Genomic DNA, 13,299 nt, shown 5'->3' with positions numbered 1-13,299 from the left:
GCCTCAGCTCTTGCTGTTGCCCCACAGGGACTGGTCGTCGACCTTGACGCTGCTCACCGGCCCGAACGTGGCGCCGTCCGCGGTGACCAGCGGTGCGGCCAGCTGGTCCTCCATCAGGCCGTCGCGGACCTGGATGATGGTGCTGTCGTGGTCGGTCTTGCCCGGCGTGGGCGTCTTGCCGGCGATCGCGTCCTTGACGTACTGCAGGGCGTACTTGGCGAACAGGTCCGCGGGCTGGGACACGGTCGCGTCCATCTCGCCGGCCCGGATCTTGGCCAGTTCCTCGGGGATGCCGTCGTTGGACACGATGAACACGTGCTTCGGGTCGCTCGCCGGGACCGCCAGGCCGCGCTGCTTGAGCAGCTGCAGCGTGCCGGACAGGGCGAAGCTGGACTGCATGTAGACGCCCTTGATGTCCGGGTTCGCGGTCAGCCGGGTCTGCAGCTTCTGGGCCGCGGTGTTGGCGTCCCAGTTGGTGGCCTCGCCGAAGACCGTGATGCCCGGGAAGTCCTTCTTCATGCAGTCGTTGAAGGCCTCGGTCCGGTCGCGGCCGTTGATCGACGCGAGGTCGCCCTGCAGCATGACGACCTTGCCCTTGCCGGCGAGCTTGGTGCCGAGGAACTGGCAGGCCTTCTCGCCGTAGGCGCGGTTGTCGGCCCGCACGACCATGTAGACGTTGCCCTGGTCGGGACGGGTGTCGACGGACACGACCGGGATCTTCTTCCCGGCGAGCTGCTGCAGGGTCGGGATGATCGCCGCGGTGTCCTGCGGTGCCATCACCACGCCCTTGACGCCCTGGCTGATCATCGTCTGCACGTTGGCCGTCAGGTTGGCGACGTCGTTCTGCGAGTTCGTGGTCTTGAGGTCGAGGCCGAACTGCCCGGCGAACTGGGGCACGTACTTGATGTAGGCGTTCCAGAAGTCGGTGTCCGAGCGCGGGTAGTCGACCCCCACGACGGTTTTGCCGCCGGAGGCGGCGGTCGAGCCGCCGCCACTGCATCCGGCCAGTGCGGCCGCGGTCAGGACGCCGGCTGTGACGACAGTGGCGGCACGCAGGTGCTGGAACTTCATGACCTCTCCTCGTTGACAGGTTTGGGGCGGAGCCGCAGGCCGGACATACCGCCGTCCACGGCGAGATCGGTGCCGGTGGTGGCGCCGGAGTCCGGGCCGGCCAGGTAGCAGATCGCCGCGGCGACCTCCTCGGCGGTGACGAGCCGGCCGGTGGGCTGGCGCGCGGCGAGGGCGGCCAGCTCGGCTTCGGGATCGTCGGCCTCGGCCAGCAGCCGGTCGATCCACGGGGTGTGCGCGGTGCCCGGGTTGACGCAGCACACGCGGATGCCCTCGGCCAGGTGGTCGGCGGCCATCGCGCGGGTGAGCGCGAGGACCGCGCCTTTCGTGGCGCTGTAGAGCGCCCGTTGCGGCAGCCCGGCGGTGGCCGCGATCGAGCACGTGTTCACGATCGCCGCCGCGGGCGACTCGCGCAGGTGCGGCAGGGCCGCGCGGGTCACCCGCACCATGCCCACGACGTTGACGTCGAAGACGCGGTGCCACTCCGCGTCGTCGTTGTCGGAAACCGTGCCCTGCGCACCGATCCCGGCGTTGTTGACCAGGACGTCCAAGCCGCCGAGGTGCTCGGCCGCGGCGGCGACCGCGGCCCGCACCGAACCGTCGTCCGAAACGTCGGCCCGCACCCCGGTCAGGGGCTCCTCGACCTTGTCGTTCAGGTCGAGGCAGACGACGCGGGCGCCGCGCCGGGACAGCGTCCGCGCGGTGGCGAGCCCGATCCCGGACGCCCCGCCCGTCACGACGGCGCGGACACCGTCGAACTCTCCGCCGGTCACGCGACCACCACCGCGTCCCGCTGCCAGACCGGTCCGTCGGGGAACCGGTACTGAGCCACGGATTCCGCGTGCAGCCGCGCGCCGAGTCCCGGCTCGAGCGGAGCCAGGTAGCGGCCCCGCTCGATCCGCACCGGGTCGACGAAGTGCTCGTGCAGGTGGTCCACGTACTCGATGACGCGGTCGGTCTGGGTGCCGCTCACCGCGACGAAGTCGAACATCGACAGGTGCTGCACCATCTCGCACAGCCCGACCCCGCCCGCGTGCGGGCACACCGGGACGCCGAACTTCGCGGCCAGCAACAGGATCGCGATGTTCTCGGTGACCCCGGCGACGCGGCTCGCGTCGAGCTGGAGGACGTCGATCGCCTCCGCCTGCAGCAGTTGCTTGAACATCACCGCGTTGTGCGTGTGCTCGCCGGTGGCCACCTTGATCGGCGCGACCGCCCGGCGGATCGCGGCGTGGCCGAGCACGTCGTCGGGGGAGGTCGGCTCCTCGATCCAGTACGGATCGAACTCCGCCAGCGGGCGCAGCCATTCGATGGCCTGCCCGACTCCCCACGCCTGGTTGGCGTCGATGGCGATCCGGACGTCCGGCCCGACGACGTCGCGTGCCAGCCGCAGCCGGCGGATGTCTTCGTCGAGGTCGGCGCCGACCTTGAGCTTGATCTGGGTGAACCCGTCCACGACCGCCTCCGCCGCGAGCGCCGCCAGCTTCTCCGGCGAGTACCCGAGCCAGCCGGGAGTCGTGGTGTAGGCCGGAAAACCGGATTCCAGGAGTTCGGCCTGGCGCGCCGCGCGGCCCGGTTCGGCGCGGCGGAGGATGTCGAGGGCTTCGTCGCGGGTCAGGGCGTCCTGCAGGTACCGGAAGTCGACCAGGTCGACCAGGTCTTCCGGCGGCATTTCGGCCAGCAGCCGCCAGACCGGCTTGCCTTCGCGGCGGGCCCGCAAGTCCCACACCGCGTTGACGATCGCAGCCGCGGCCATGTGGATCGCGCCCTTGTCGGGGCCCAGCCACCGGAGCTGGCTGTCCCCGGTCAGCCGGCGGGAGAACGCGCCGAGGTCGGCGAGCGCGTCGGCCACCGGCATCCCCACGACCAGCGGCACGAGCGCCCGGACGGCGGCGACCTCGACGTCGTTGCCGCGGCCCACGGTGAAGGCGAGCCCGTAGCCCTCGTCACCGGCACTCGTGCGGATGGTCACGTACGCCGCCGAGTAGTCGGGTTCGGGGTTCATCGCGTCCGACCCGTCCAGGCTCAGCGAAGTCGGGAAGCGAACGTCGACGGCGTCGATGGCGCTGATCACTTCGGCCAACGTGGCCACCTCTCACTCGGCGCAGACAACATATGTATGGCTACGCGGCAGCCCAGGGATTGTCCAGCCCCGATCCGTAACACGGCGATAACTTGGACTCTAAGTAGCCAATAGCTACTTTTCGTGGTTTTACTTGTGATGACGCGTCGGATCTTTGATCGAGACATCATATGTCTGCTACGGTCCGGCGAGCGCCGGAGCGGGCGCGGCACGCCTACCCGAAGGACCCGACGATGCGCTTCCAACGCCTTGGCGACCCCGGTCACGAGATCCCCGTCGTCCTCGACGAGACCGGTGCGGCGCGGGACCTGCGGCCGCTGACCGCGGACATCGACGGGACCTTCCTCGCCGGCGACGGCGTCGCGCGGACCGGAACCGCCCTGCGCGACGGCACCCTCCCCGCCTTCGACCCGGCGGGCCTGCGCGTCGGCGCCCCGGTGGCCCGGCCCGGCCTCCTCGTCTGCATCGGGTTGAACTACTCCGACCACGCCGCCGAAACCGGTGCCGAGCCGCCCGCGGAGCCGGTCGTGTTCCTCAAGGCCACCAACACGATCGTCGGCCCCGACGACACCGTGCTCATCCCGCGGACCAGCACCCGCACCGACTACGAGGTCGAGCTGGCCGTGGTGCTCGGGCGGCGGGCGCGGTACCTGGCGACGCCGGAAGACGCCGACGCGGTCATCGCCGGGTACGCCATCTCGAACGACGTCAGCGAGCGCGACTTCCAGCACGAACGCGGCGGCCAGTGGACCAAGGGCAAGTCGTGCGAGACGTTCAACCCGCTGGGCCCCTGGCTGGTCACCCCGGACGAAGCCGGCGACCCGCAGGATCTTCGCCTGCGGCTGGCCGTCAACGGTCAGCAGCGCCAGGACGGCACGACGAAGAACATGCTCTTCGGCGTCCGGCACATCGTCTGGTACCTCAGCCAGTTCATGGTGCTCGAACCGGGCGACGTCGTGAACACCGGCACCCCGGCGGGCGTCGCGTTCGGCGCCAACGACTTCCCCTATCTGTCCGAAGGGGACGAAGTGACCGTGGACATCGACGGCCTCGGCCGCCAGCGCCACGGGATCGGCCGGGCATGACCGGCCGGCGCGTCGACGCGCACCACCACCTGTGGCAAACCTCCGTCCGCCGCCACGAGTGGCTGGACGGCGACGACACCGCGGCGATCCGGCGTGACTACACCACCGCCGACCTGCGGGCGGCCGCTTCGGGGATCGACGCGACGGTGCTCGTCCAGGTCCTGCCGGACTTCGACGAGTCGGTCGAGTTCCTCGCGACCGCGGCCGCGGAACCGCTCATCGCCGGCGTGGTCGGCTGGCTCGACCTCACCGGCTCGCCGGCGCGGGACCTCGAACGGCTGCGGTCGGCGCCGGGCGGCGAACTCCTGGCCGGCATCCGGCACCTCGTCCAGGCCGAGCCCGACCCGCACTGGCTGGCCCGCGAAGAAGTCCTGGCCGGGCTCGCGGCGGTGCGCGACGCCGGTCTGGTGTACGACCTGCTCGTGCTGCCCCACCAGTTCCCGGCGGCCATCACCGCGGCCCGGGCGCTGCCGGAACTCACCTTCGTCCTCGACCACCTCGGGAAACCCCCGGTCGCCACCGGGGACCTCGAGCCATGGGCGACCGGGCTGGCCACCCTGGCCCGGGAACCCAACGTCGTCGCGAAGCTTTCCGGTCTCGTCACGGAAGCCGACCGGCGGAACTGGACGCCCGCCGAGCTGCGGCCGTATGCGGAAACCGCGCTCGCCGCCTTCGGCCCCGACCGGCTGATGCTCGGGTCCGACTGGCCGGTGTGCCTGCTCGCGGGGACGTACGCGGAAGTCATGGCCGCCGCCGACAGCCTGATCGACGGCCTGACGCCGGCCGAACGCGACGCCGTCCGCGGCGGCACCGCGACCCGCGTGTACGGGCTGGCTGCGCGATGACGGCCCGGACGGTCCGGCTCGCCTACGGCGACACCGGCCTCGACCTGGCCATCGACCCGGCGGTCACCACCGTGGTGACCCCGGTGCACCACCCGGTCATCGAACCCGCGGCGGTGCTGCTGCGCCGGGCGTTGCGGGAACCGGTCGCCGGACCGCCGCTGCGGGAGCGGGTGCGGCCGGGACAGACTGTCGCGATCTCGGCGTGCGACGGGACCCGGCCGCAGCCGCGCGAACTGATGATCCCGGCGATCCTCGCCGAACTCGACGGCGTCGTCCGCCTCGAGGACGTCGTCATCCTGGTCGCCACCGGCACCCACCGCGGCAACTCCGGACCGGAACTGCGCGCGATGTTCGGCGACGAGGTCGCCGGCACGGTCCGGATCGTCAACCACGACGCGCGCGACCGCGCGAGCCTGACCTGGCTGGGGCGTCACGGCGACGACGTCCCGGTGTGGCTGAACAGCGAGTGGGTGGCCGCCGATGTGCGGATCACCACCGGGTTCGTCGAACCGCACTTCTTCGCGGGCTTTTCGGGCGGCCCCAAGCTCGTCGCGCCCGGGCTGGCGGCGCTGGAGACCGTGCTGGTGCTGCACGACGCCCGCCGGATCGGGCACCGGAACGCCACCTGGGGGATCACCGAAGGCAACCCCGTGCACGACGACGTCCGCGCGATCGCCGCGGCCACCGGCGTCACCTTCGCCCTCGACGTCATCCTCAACCGCGACAAGGCGGTCATCGGGGCGTTCGGCGGCGACCTGCTCGCCATGCACGCGGCCGCGACCCACGCCGCCCGCGAGGTCGCCATGCGGCCGGTCCCGGCGCCGTTCGACGTCGTGGTGACGACGAACTCCGGGTACCCCCTCGATCAAAATCTTTACCAAGCCGTCAAAGGGATGTCGGCGGCGCACCGGATCACCAAGCCGGGCGGGACGATCGTCTGCGCCGCAGAGTGCCGGGACGGCTTCCCCGACCACGGTTCCTACCGCGAGGTGCTCGCTTCGGCGAGTTCACCCGCGGCCCTGCTCGCCGAGATCTCGGCCCGGCCGGTGACCGTGCCCGACCAGTGGCAGGTCCAGATCCAGGCGAAGATCCAGGACGACTGCCGGGTCGTCCTGCGCAGCGACCACCTGACCGACGCCGACCTCGCGACGGCCCACCTGACCCGGACCACCGACATCGCGGCCACCGTCGCCGAGGCACTCGACCGGGCCGGGCCGGACGCGCGGGCCTGCGTGCTCCCGGAAGGCCCGCTCACGATCCCTTACGTACAGCCATGAGTACCGCCGACCTCGGTTTCGCGCGCGTCGACCTGGACCGCGAACACCGCCAAGGACTCCCCGAAGTCGTCTACGGGCCGGGAAAACAGCCCGGGCAGATCGTCGCCATCGTGCGGACGTTGCTCGCGCACAACACCGGCCCGGTCCTGGTCACCCGCGTCGAGCGCGAGACGGCGAGTGCCGTACTGGCCGCGGTCCCCGGTGGCGGGTACGCGCCGGGTGCGCGGCTCCTGGTCTGGCGCCCGGCCGAGACCACGGACTTCGCCGTCGCGGTGGCCGCCGCGGGCACGTCCGACGGTCCGGTCGCCGAAGAGGCCGCCGAAGTCGCCGCGGCCATCGGCCTGGGCGTGCGAACCGTCACCGACGTGGGGGTGGCCGGTCTCCACCGCCTCTTGGCCGAGACGGAACGGCTGCGCGAAGCCGACGCGGTCATCGTCGTCGCGGGCATGGAAGGAGCGCTGGCCTCGGCCGTCGGCGGCCTGGTCGCCTGCCCGGTGATCGCCGTCCCCACCTCGACCGGGTACGGCGCGGGACTCGAAGGCGTGACCGCGCTGCTCGCGATGCACGCCTCCTGCGCGGCAGGCATCACGGTCGTCAACATCGACTCCGGGTTCGGCGCGGCCATGGCCGCCTTCCGCCTCGCCCACGTCCTGCGGAGGCCACGGTGAAGATCTGCGTCATCTCGCCGTTCACCGGCCTGGCCGGGGACATGCTGCTGGCGGCGCTGGTCGACGCCGGAGCCCCGCTGGAGCGGATCCGCTCGGCCGTCGCCGCCAGCGGGCTGACGGGCTGGGAGCTGCGCGTCCAGTCCCTGCTCACCCACGGGCTGACGGCGGCCCGCGCCCTCGTGGACGTCACCGACGACGCCACCAGCCGGCCCGCGGCCGAACTGATCGCCATGGCCGGGCGGGTCGAGCCTGCGCCGGTCGCGGAACGCTCGGTCGCCGCGCTCCGCGCGATCGCCGAGGCGGAAGGCAGGCTGCACGGGGAGGCCCCCGAGCGCGTCCACCTCCACGAACTCGGCGGGCACGACACGCTCGTCGACGTCATCGGCGTCTTCGCCGCGCTCGACGCGCTCGAAGTGTCCACTGTGTACTGTGGCGCGCTGCCGCTCGGCGGCGGGACGGTCCGCACCGCGCACGGCGTCCTGCCCTGTCCCGCGCCTGCGACCGCGAGCCTCCTGAAGGGTGCGCGAACGGTCGGCAGCGAACTGACCGGCGAGACGGTCACTCCCACCGCGGCCGCGCTGCTGAAGGCCGCCGGTGCTCGATTCGAACCGCCGCCGGAGTTCCGCCTGCTGGCCACCGGGTACGGCGCGGGCACCCGGTCGCTGCCGGACCGGCCGAACGTCGCGGTCGTGCACCTCGGCGAAACGGCGGACGCCGGGACCCGCGAGCTGATGGTGCTCGAGACGAACCTCGACGACGTCACCGGCGAGGTGCTCGGCCACGCCGTCGGCGAACTGCTGGCGGCCGGCGCGCTCGACGCGTGGATCAGCCCGGTGACCATGAAGAAGGGCCGGCCGGCCCACGTCCTGCACGTACTGGCCGCGCCGGAGCACGCCTCCCGGCTCGGCGACCTGGTGCTCGCCGAAACCGGCAGCCTCGGGCTGCGCCAGTACCCGGTTCGCCGCACCGCGCTCGAGCGGGAGACCGAAACGGTCGACGTCCTCGGGATGCCGGTGCGACGCAAGCGCGGACCGCACGGGGCGAAACCCGAGCACGACGACGTCGTGGCGGCCGCGCGCGAACTCGGCCTGCCTGCCCGCGTCGTCGCGACGATCGCCGCGGGGCGCTGATGGACGGCACCGGGCTCGTCACGCACCTCGCCGGCCTCGGACGGCTGGCGGTCGCCTTCTCCGGAGGCGCCGACTCGGCGCTGGTCCTCGCGGCCGCCGTCCGCGCCCTCGGCCCGGCGGACGTGCTCGCGGTGACGGCGAACTCCGCGAGCCTGGCCGTGGTGGAGCTGGCCGACGCGCGGCGGATCTCGGCCGATCTCGGCGTCCGCCACCTGACTCCGGAGACCGCCGAGCTGGCCGAGCCCGGGTATGCGGCCAACGGTCGTCGACGCTGCTACTTCTGCAAGACCACCGTGCTCACGACGATCGCGGCGGTGGCCGCCGCCCAAGGGTTCCCGGCGCTGGCCACGGGCACGAACGCCGACGACGCCGTCGACCCGTTCCGGCCGGGCATCCGCGCGGGGGACGAAATCGGCGTGCACACCCCGCTGCGCACGCTCGGACTGTCCAAAGAGGACGTTCGCGCCATCGCCCGGGGCTGGGGTCTGGCGTGGGCGGACAAGCCGGCCGCGCCTTGCCTGGCGAGCCGGGTCCGGTTCGGCATCCCGATCACCACGGCCACCCTGGCGAGGGTCGAGCAGGCCGAATCGGCCGTTCGCCGGTTCCTGGACGACCGCGGTCCCGGCTGGCGCGACCTGCGGGTCCGCGACCTGGGCGGGACCGCCCGGATCGAGCTCGACGCGGCGGTGGCCGCCGAAGTCCACGACGATCCGCGGTTGCTCGATGCCGTGCGGTCACTCGGTTTCACCGAGGTCGCCGTCGCTTCCTTCCGCTCCGGTGCCCTCAACCACGAACCGGACTGACCCGAACGGAGAACCCGCGATGCTGCGTTACCCGTTGCTCCATCCCCCGCTGCTGCGGGCCCTCGCGGCGACCGGCCACGGTTCGCGCGTCCTGATCGCCGACGCCAACTACGCGCACGCCACCAACGTCGCTCCGGGCGCCGAGCTGATCCACCTGAACCTGCGCCGGGGGCTGGTGACCGTCGACGACGTTCTCGCTCCCCTGCTCACGGCCGTGCCGGTCGAATCGGTGACGGCGATGCTGCCGGACGACGGAAACCCGCCCGAATGCTGGAAGGGCTACGAAGAGCTGCTCGGCCCGGATCTTCCGCTGCGGCCGGTCGAACGGTTCGAGTTCTACCGGGCGGGCCGCGAACCGGAGGTGGCACTGTGCATCGCCACCGGCGACGACCGCCTTTACGCGAACCTCCTGCTGACAGTGGGATTCCTGCCCGCCGGCGGCTACTGTGCCGATAGTTACTAATCCGACCACAGTCACGGCCGAATGGCTTCGTAGCAACGGTTACGTGCCGCGCGGGGGTCGGCCTGCTTTTGGCCGGATCAGTAACCGGGCTCGTGGGGGCGAGTCAGCCCCAGGTCGTAGGCGACGATCACGGCCTGGATGCGGTCACGGGCCCCGATCTTCGCCAGCACCCGGCCGACGTGGGTCTTGACGGTGGACTCCGACAGCACCAAGTGCTCGGCGATCTCGCCGTTGGTCCGGCCCTGCCCGATCGCGACCAGGATCTCCCGCTCGCGCTCGGTCAGGGCCTGCCAGCGCGGATCCGCGCGGCCCTGGTCGCCGGCGGCGGGCAGGTGGTGGGCGTAGGCGTCGAGGAGCCGCCGGGTGAGCGCGGGCGCGACGACGGCGTCGCCCCGGGCGACGGCGCGGATGCCGGCCAGCAGTTCCTCCGGGTGCGCGTCCTTGAGGAGAAAGCCGCTGGCTCCCGCGCGCAGCGCCGCGTGCGCGTACTCGTCCAGGTCGAACGTGGTCAGCACCAGGATCCGGGAGCGTCCGCCGCTGGCGACGATCTGCCGGGTGGCTTCGATGCCGTCCATCCCGGGCATCCGGATGTCCATCAGGACGACGTCGGGCCGCAGTTCGGCCGTCCTGCGCACGGCCTCCGCGCCGTGCGCGGCTTCGCCCACCACCTCGGTGTCGGGCGTGGCTTCCAGCAGCATCCGGAAGCCGAAGCGCTGCAGGGGCTGGTCGTCCACGATGAGCACGCTGGTCATGCCGCACCGCCCGAGATCGGGGTGACGTCGAGGACGGCCCGCACGCTCCAGCCGCCGCCGGGCTCGGGCCCCGCGGTGACGGTTCCGCCGTAGAGCGCCGCGCGTTCCCGCATGCCGGCGAGCCCGTGCCCTTCACCGGGCGACGGCTCGCCGGTGCCGCCGGGCCGTCCGGTGTCGTGGACGTGGATCCGCAGCTGCGCGCCTTCCACGGTGAGCGCGACCTGGATCCGGGTGCCGGAGCCGGCGTGCTTCAGGCTGTTGGTGAGCGCCTCCTGGACGATGCGGTACGCCATCAGCTGCACTGCGTGGTCCAGGGACTCCAGCTCGCCGCCCGAACGGTAGACGACCTCGGGGCCGGCCGCGCCCAGCCTGCCGCACAACGCCTCGATGTCGGCGATGCGGGGCTGGGGATGGAGTTCGGGCGCGGTGGCCTGCTCGCGCAGGACGCCGAGCATGCGCCGCAGCTCGCCCAGGGCCTGGCGGCCGGCCTCCCCGACGAGCCGGAGCGCCTCCCGGCTGCGTTCGGGGGTGGCCTCGGCCGCGTACGCCCCGCCGTCGGCCAGCGTGATGATCACCGACAGGTTGTGGCCGATGATGTCGTGCATCTCCCGGGCCACGCGCGTGCGTTCGGTGACCGCGGCGAGCTTGCTGCGCTGGTCCCGTTCGATCTCCAGGCGGAGGGCACGGTCGCGCAGGTTGGCGAGCTGGGCCCGCCGGATCCGCACCGCGAACCCGAGGGCGACGGCCGCGGTCGCGGTGCCGACCAGGAAGAACAGCGCTCCCCAGACGGACACCACGGCCGAGACGCGCACCGCCACCGGGACGAGCAGGCCTGCCGCGGCCGCGCAGGCCCACGGCAGGTACCGGAAGCGGCCGTGCAGGGTGACGCTGTACAGGGCGACGAGCAGGGCGACGTCGGCCCGCAGGAACGCCCCCAGTGTCCACTGCAGCAGGAACACCGCCGCGATCACGGCGAACGCCGCGTACGGGGCCCGCCGCCGCCACAGCAGCGGCAGGATCAGCCCGGCCTGCATGGCCAGCATGGCAACCGTCGGGAGCTGCACGAACGTGATCGGCGGGCCGTCGCCGGGGCCGTCGCCGTCCCAGCGCACGAAGTCCGGCACGCCGAACAGCAGGACGACCACGGCGACCACGGCGGCGTCCAGCAGCCACGGGTGGTCCCGGTCGGCCCGCCGCAGCCGCCTGCCGATCCGGGCCACCCGCGTGAACAGCGGATGCCCGAGCAGCGGCAGGACGGCTTCGGCGGTGTCGTCGGTGCGCACTTCCCTCACCTGTCCATAGTGGACGAAAAAGCCCGGCGGTGCCCCGCCGTGTTCAGGCGTCGGTCCGCTTGAGCCGGTAGGCCGCCCCGGCCAGTGCCAGCACGGTCCAGCCCAGGGACACGACCAGCCCGGCCGTGGGTGACAACGAGGTGCTGTCGTGGGTCAGGGCGAACATGGCCTGGCCGGCGTTGCTGGGCAGGTACGGGCCGATGTTGTTCTGCCAGCTCGCCGGGAGCAGCGACATCAGGCCGGGGATCAGCATCAGGGCCCCGACCAGCATCGCGATGCCGCCCGCGACCGAGCGCAGCAGCGCGCCCAGTGCGGTCCCGATCACGCCGACCAGGCCCAGGTAGAGGCCCGCGCCCAACAGGCTGCGCACCACGCCCGCGTCCGCGAGCGTCATCGCCGCGGGCGTACCGGAGACGATGCCGCCGGCGATCACGAAGGTGATGAACGCGCCGACGAGGCCGGCCACCAGGGCGACCAGGCCGAACACCGCCGACTTGGACCACAGCACCGGGAGGCGGCGTGGGACCGCGGCCAGCGTCGAGCGGATCATTCCGGTGGAGTACTCGCCGGCGGTGACCAGCACGCCCAGGACGCCCAGCGCCAGCTGCGCGAAGTTCAGGCCGAACAGCGCCAGGCTGACGGCGGTCGCGTGGGCGAAGTCCTCGTCCATCGGCCGGGACTTGAACTGCGCGGCCGCGATCAGGCCGAAGGCGACCAGGAACACCAGGCCGAGGCCGAGGGTGATCCACGTGGAGCGCAGCGACCACAGTTTCGTCCACTCCGAGCGCAGGACCCGGGGCCCGGTCACCCGGTAGGCCGGGCGGACCGGCTGCTCGACACCGGCCGGGGACTCGACAACGGTGCTCATGCGGCGCTCCGGATCGTCTCGACGTTCGTGGTGGTGCCGTGGTACTCGACGGCGTCCCTGGTCAGGTCCATGAACGCCTGCTCCAGGGAGACCGTCCGCGCGGTGAGTTCGAACAGCGCGACGCCGTGCTGGGCGGCCTTGATCCCGATTGCCCGCGCGGACAGACCGGTCACCTGCAGTTCTTCGGAGCCGGCCTGGCCGGTGATCTCGACGCCCGGTCCGGCCAGGACCTCGCGCAGCCGGGCCGGGTCGGCGGTGGCCACCTTCACCGTGTCGCCGCCGGCCTCGCGGACCAGGTCGGCCACGGTGGTGTCGGCGAGCAGCCGGCCGCGGCCGACGACGACGAGGTGCTCCGCGACCAGCGCCATCTCGGACATCAGGTGCGAGGACACGAAGACCGTGCGCCCGTCGGCGGCGAGCCCGGTGAGCAGGTTGCGGATCCAGAGGACGCCCTCGGGGTCCAGGCCGTTGACCGGCTCGTCGAGCATCACCGTCGCCGGGTCGCCCAGCAGCGCGGCGGCGATGCCCAGGCGCTGGCCCATGCCGAGGGAGAACCCGCCGGCCCGCTTCTTCGCCACGGACTGCAGCCCGGTCAGCTCGATCACCTCGGCCACCCGCCGTCGCGGGATCCCGTGGGTGTGGGCCTGGGCCAGCAGGTGGTCGAACGCGGACCGGCCGGGGTGGATCGACTTGGCCTCCAGCAGCGCCCCGACCTCCTGCAGCGGGGCGGCGTGCCGGTCGTAGCGGCGGCCGTTGACGCGGACGGTGCCACCGGTCGGGGCGTCCAGCCCGATGACCATCCGCATCGTGGTGGACTTGCCCGCGCCGTTCGGGCCCAGGAAGCCGGTGACGGTCCCCGGCCGGACGGTGAAGTCCAGGTGGTCGACCGCGGTTTTCTCCCCGTACCGTTTCGTGAGCTGGTGTGCCTCGATCATCGCTCGTCCCCTGTGGTCCCGCGGGCCGGA

General features: G+C 72.4%; 14 protein-coding genes. 7 read left to right on the top strand and 7 right to left on the bottom strand.

What is annotated here, in order from left to right:
• Nucleotides 1-3: 3 nt before the first annotated feature.
• The 3 genes from A3CE_RS0147155 to A3CE_RS0147145 are packed head-to-tail and all read right to left on the bottom strand — an operon-like array spanning nucleotide 4 to nucleotide 3,160.
• Nucleotides 4-1,071: a sugar ABC transporter substrate-binding protein gene (locus A3CE_RS0147155; RefSeq protein WP_020647113.1), complete on the bottom strand. Its 1,068-nt coding sequence runs from the start codon at nucleotides 1,069-1,071 to the stop codon at nucleotides 4-6.
• Entirely contained in the window at nucleotides 1,068-1,841 is a 774-nt protein-coding gene (locus A3CE_RS0147150) for an SDR family NAD(P)-dependent oxidoreductase (RefSeq protein ID WP_020647112.1), read from the bottom strand. The genes A3CE_RS0147155 and A3CE_RS0147150 overlap by 4 nt, the downstream gene beginning before the upstream one ends.
• Entirely contained in the window at nucleotides 1,838-3,160 is a 1,323-nt protein-coding gene (locus tag A3CE_RS0147145; RefSeq protein ID WP_020647111.1) for an enolase C-terminal domain-like protein, read from the bottom strand. Before A3CE_RS0147145 ends, A3CE_RS0147150 begins: the two co-directional genes overlap by 4 nt.
• A gap of 224 nt (nucleotides 3,161-3,384) precedes the next feature.
• On the opposite strand from A3CE_RS0147145, the gene A3CE_RS0147140 reads away from it, so the two are divergent.
• The 7 genes from A3CE_RS0147140 to A3CE_RS0147110 are packed head-to-tail and all read left to right on the top strand — an operon-like array spanning nucleotide 3,385 to nucleotide 9,422.
• Entirely contained in the window at nucleotides 3,385-4,236 is an 852-nt protein-coding gene (locus tag A3CE_RS0147140; protein ID WP_020647110.1) for a fumarylacetoacetate hydrolase family protein, read from the top strand.
• On the top strand, nucleotides 4,233-5,081 hold the full coding sequence (locus tag A3CE_RS0147135; RefSeq protein ID WP_020647109.1) for an amidohydrolase family protein: 849 nt from the start codon (nucleotides 4,233-4,235) through the stop codon (nucleotides 5,079-5,081). Before A3CE_RS0147140 ends, A3CE_RS0147135 begins: the two co-directional genes overlap by 4 nt.
• Nucleotides 5,078-6,358 (top strand): nickel-dependent lactate racemase, encoded by a 1,281-nt coding sequence (larA, locus tag A3CE_RS0147130; RefSeq protein ID WP_020647108.1) that lies wholly within the window; start codon nucleotides 5,078-5,080, stop codon nucleotides 6,356-6,358. The genes A3CE_RS0147135 and larA overlap by 4 nt, the downstream gene beginning before the upstream one ends.
• The gene (larB, locus tag A3CE_RS0147125; protein ID WP_020647107.1) at nucleotides 6,355-7,026 is read left to right on the top strand and encodes a nickel pincer cofactor biosynthesis protein LarB; all 672 of its coding nucleotides are present in this window, start codon (nucleotides 6,355-6,357) and stop codon (nucleotides 7,024-7,026) included. Before larA ends, larB begins: the two co-directional genes overlap by 4 nt.
• Nucleotides 7,023-8,156 (top strand): nickel pincer cofactor biosynthesis protein LarC, encoded by a 1,134-nt coding sequence (gene larC, locus A3CE_RS0147120; RefSeq protein ID WP_020647106.1) that lies wholly within the window; start codon nucleotides 7,023-7,025, stop codon nucleotides 8,154-8,156. Before larB ends, larC begins: the two co-directional genes overlap by 4 nt.
• A complete protein-coding gene (gene larE, locus A3CE_RS0147115; protein ID WP_020647105.1) occupies nucleotides 8,156-8,959 on the top strand; it encodes an ATP-dependent sacrificial sulfur transferase LarE in 804 nt (267 codons plus the stop codon). Before larC ends, larE begins: the two co-directional genes overlap by 1 nt.
• 19 nt (nucleotides 8,960-8,978) lie before the next feature.
• The gene (locus A3CE_RS0147110; RefSeq protein WP_020647104.1) at nucleotides 8,979-9,422 is read left to right on the top strand and encodes an RbsD/FucU family protein; all 444 of its coding nucleotides are present in this window, start codon (nucleotides 8,979-8,981) and stop codon (nucleotides 9,420-9,422) included.
• A 77-nt stretch (nucleotides 9,423-9,499) separates the two neighbouring features.
• Here A3CE_RS0147110 and A3CE_RS0147105 read toward each other — a convergent pair whose 3' ends face one another.
• The 4 genes from A3CE_RS0147105 to A3CE_RS0147090 are packed head-to-tail and all read right to left on the bottom strand — an operon-like array spanning nucleotide 9,500 to nucleotide 13,269.
• Entirely contained in the window at nucleotides 9,500-10,174 is a 675-nt protein-coding gene (locus A3CE_RS0147105; RefSeq protein WP_020647103.1) for a response regulator, read from the bottom strand.
• Complete coding sequence (locus A3CE_RS0147100; RefSeq protein WP_020647102.1) at nucleotides 10,171-11,457, bottom strand: sensor histidine kinase; 1,287 nt, start codon at nucleotides 11,455-11,457, stop codon at nucleotides 10,171-10,173. Before A3CE_RS0147100 ends, A3CE_RS0147105 begins: the two co-directional genes overlap by 4 nt.
• A gap of 52 nt (nucleotides 11,458-11,509) precedes the next feature.
• Entirely contained in the window at nucleotides 11,510-12,334 is an 825-nt protein-coding gene (locus A3CE_RS0147095; protein WP_020647101.1) for an ABC transporter permease, read from the bottom strand.
• Nucleotides 12,331-13,269 (bottom strand): ABC transporter ATP-binding protein, encoded by a 939-nt coding sequence (locus A3CE_RS0147090; RefSeq protein ID WP_020647100.1) that lies wholly within the window; start codon nucleotides 13,267-13,269, stop codon nucleotides 12,331-12,333. Before A3CE_RS0147090 ends, A3CE_RS0147095 begins: the two co-directional genes overlap by 4 nt.
• Nucleotides 13,270-13,299: the final 30 nt, after the last annotated feature.

Source organism: Amycolatopsis balhimycina FH 1894, from assembly GCF_000384295.1.
Lineage (GTDB): Bacteria > Actinomycetota > Actinomycetes > Mycobacteriales > Pseudonocardiaceae > Amycolatopsis > Amycolatopsis balhimycina.
The sequence above is the reverse complement of the archived record's forward strand: the minus strand, read 5'-3'. Positions and strand labels throughout refer to the sequence as shown.

Excerpts from the sequence above, each read along its gene's own strand:
- A3CE_RS0147105 (WP_020647103.1), bottom strand. The coding sequence starts at position 10,174 with ATGACCAGCGTGCTCATCGTGGACGACCAGCCCCTGCAGCGCTTCGGC.
- A3CE_RS0147140 (WP_020647110.1), top strand. The coding sequence starts at position 3,385 with ATGCGCTTCCAACGCCTTGGCGACCCCGGTCACGAGATCCCCGTCGTC.
- larB (WP_020647107.1), top strand. The coding sequence starts at position 6,355 with ATGAGTACCGCCGACCTCGGTTTCGCGCGCGTCGACCTGGACCGCGAA.
- larE (WP_020647105.1), top strand. The coding sequence starts at position 8,156 with ATGGACGGCACCGGGCTCGTCACGCACCTCGCCGGCCTCGGACGGCTG.
- A3CE_RS0147135 (WP_020647109.1), top strand. The coding sequence starts at position 4,233 with ATGACCGGCCGGCGCGTCGACGCGCACCACCACCTGTGGCAAACCTCC.
- larA (WP_020647108.1), top strand. The coding sequence starts at position 5,078 with ATGACGGCCCGGACGGTCCGGCTCGCCTACGGCGACACCGGCCTCGAC.
- A3CE_RS0147155 (WP_020647113.1), bottom strand. The coding sequence starts at position 1,071 with ATGAAGTTCCAGCACCTGCGTGCCGCCACTGTCGTCACAGCCGGCGTC.
- A3CE_RS0147095 (WP_020647101.1), bottom strand. The coding sequence starts at position 12,334 with ATGAGCACCGTTGTCGAGTCCCCGGCCGGTGTCGAGCAGCCGGTCCGC.
- A3CE_RS0147090 (WP_020647100.1), bottom strand. The coding sequence starts at position 13,269 with ATGATCGAGGCACACCAGCTCACGAAACGGTACGGGGAGAAAACCGCG.
- A3CE_RS0147110 (WP_020647104.1), top strand. The coding sequence starts at position 8,979 with ATGCTGCGTTACCCGTTGCTCCATCCCCCGCTGCTGCGGGCCCTCGCG.